1 protein-coding gene is annotated in these 2,184 nt (G+C 70.8%); it reads right to left on the bottom strand.

Annotation, left to right across the window (positions count from 1 at the left end; translation table 11 throughout):
* Positions 1–147 precede the first annotated feature (147 nt).
* The coding region (locus ACFVJS_RS23345; RefSeq protein ID WP_378885519.1) for an acyltransferase family protein at positions 148–2,184 on the bottom strand (2,037 nt) is incomplete at its 5' end.

Genomic DNA, 2,184 nt, shown 5'->3' with positions numbered 1-2,184 from the left:
CCTTTCTGCTGGGGGCGGGCGTGGGGGCGGCGTACGCGGTGATGCCGCTGCTGATCGTCCGGCACGTGCCGCCGTCCGAGACCGCCAGCGCCACCAGCTTCAACCAGGTCCGGCGGCGCCGAGACGCCGCCGGACGATGAGTGACCGTCACCAGATCTCGAGCCGTTCGCCCAATGTGCGGGCGAGCTCCTTGGAGTAGGTCGCGGTGAGGTGGTGGCCGTCGCGGTGGGTGATCGTGTCGCCGACGACGGTGGTGCAGATGCCGACGCTGTCGCAGAACATGTCGTCGAGGTCGAGGGTCTCGACGCGAGCGGACTTGGCCGCCTGCATCTGCAGGTCGGCACCGTCCTGCTGGCTCGCCAGCGGCTTGTAGGTGCACGGTGAGAGCGTCTTGTTGCTGCTCAGACACGTGGCCGGGTCGAACTCGAGCGCCGGCACGTCGCGCAGCCACACGGTGCGCTTCGCTGCGGGCTTCACCTGGGCGAGCAGCCGCTGGTAGCCGCGGTAGACGGCGCGGCGTACGTCCTCGCGGTCGGTGTGGCGGCCCGAGGAGTCGTGGTAGGCGGCACTGATCGGGCGCGAGGAGATCAGCAGCAGGTCAGGGCGTAGCTTCTTGACCGAGGAGAGCATGAAGTCGTGGAAGTCGTCGCACGAGGTCATCGGCTCGGTGCTGTCGATCTTGTCAGGGGTGACCAGCGAGACGGTGCATTGCGGCATCGCCAGCATGTAGGCGCGGTAGCCGGAGCGCTCGGCGATCTCGTCGACCGCGGGCGCCCAGTGGCGCGCGTGGGAGTCGCCGATGACGACGACCGTCTTCTCGGCGTCGGTGTCTCCGCGCGGGCACAGCTTGCGTACGTTGGTGGAGTAGTAGTTGCACGCGCCGACCGTCTCCACGTCGTCGGAGAGGTTGGTGAGCCCCGGCTTCAGGTTGGTGGGGATCGCCTGGTTCTTCCGGGCGGCGAGCACCGACGCCTTCAGCAGGTCGGGGAGCGGGTCGGGCTCCTGCGGCTTGGCGGCGGGCGGTGCGTCACTGGACGCGGGCCGCTCAGGCCGCTCGGACGCCTTGGCGGAGTCGGACGAGCCGGACTCGGCGAGCGTGATCGCCGGCTGGTAGCCGTCGCGGGCGGCGCCGGTGGCGTAGGAGTTGGCCCCGAAGCAGGTCACCGCGACCAGGGTGATGCTCAGCGGGTAGAGCGCGACCGGGCCCAGCGTGCCGGCCCTGGCGAGGACCGGGCGGCGCCACAGCACGCCGCGCCGGAACGGCTCCTCGACGTAGCGGTAGGTGACTCCCGCCAGGCCGAACGCCAGCGCGACCAGGAGCACCTGCTCCCACCAGCGCAGCTCCCGGCCCAGCTGCAGCTCGGCGAGGACCAGCACCGGGAAGTGCCACAGGTAGAGCGAGTAGGACCAGTTGCCGATCACCTGCAGCGGCGGCACCGACAGCAGCCTGCCGACCACGGTCGGGCCGTGCCAGAGCGTGCCGGCCACGATGATGAAGACGCTGCCGAGGACGGGCACGAGCGCCGGGGTGCCCGGGAACGGGGTCGCGTCGTTGAACTGCAGGCAGGCGCACACGATGAAGAACATCCCGAACGCCGAGAGCACCTGGGCCCGCCAGCGTGCGGTGGCGTCCTGGGGCCCGTCGTCACGGAACGCGATCGCCGCGATCGCACCCAGGCCGAGCTCCCAGGCGCGGGTGAAGGGCGAGAAGTACGCCGCCTCCGGGCTGGTGCGGGTCAGCACCGCCGAGACCAGCAGCGAGGCCACGATCCCGACGCCGAGCGCGATCACCAGCACGCGCCTGCGGCGGCGCTGGTCGGGCTCGGCGTTCTCGCTGCGCCGCCTCAGCGCCCACAGGCATCCGAGGATCACCAGCGGCCAGACCAGGTAGAACTGCTCCTCCACCGCGAGCGACCAGAAGTGCTGCAGCGGTGACGGCGGCAGGGCGGCCGAGAAGTAGTCGGTCTCCAGCGACGCGAACCGGAAGTTGGCGGCGAAGGCCGCCGACCACAGCGCATCGAGGGCGATCTCGCGGGTGCGTACGAAACCGAGGAAGACGGCCGCGTAGACCACCGTCGCCAGCAGCACCAGGGTGGCCGCGGGCAGGATCCGGCGGGCACGGCGTGCGTAGAACTGCGGGATGCTGACGGTGCCAGACTCGTCGGCCTCGCGCAGCAGCAGCGT

Source organism: Nocardioides sp. NPDC057772, assembly GCF_042798075.1.
Lineage (GTDB): Bacteria > Actinomycetota > Actinomycetes > Propionibacteriales > Nocardioidaceae > Nocardioides.
Note: the sequence above shows the minus strand (reverse complement) of the source record. Positions and strands in the feature narration are given on the sequence as shown.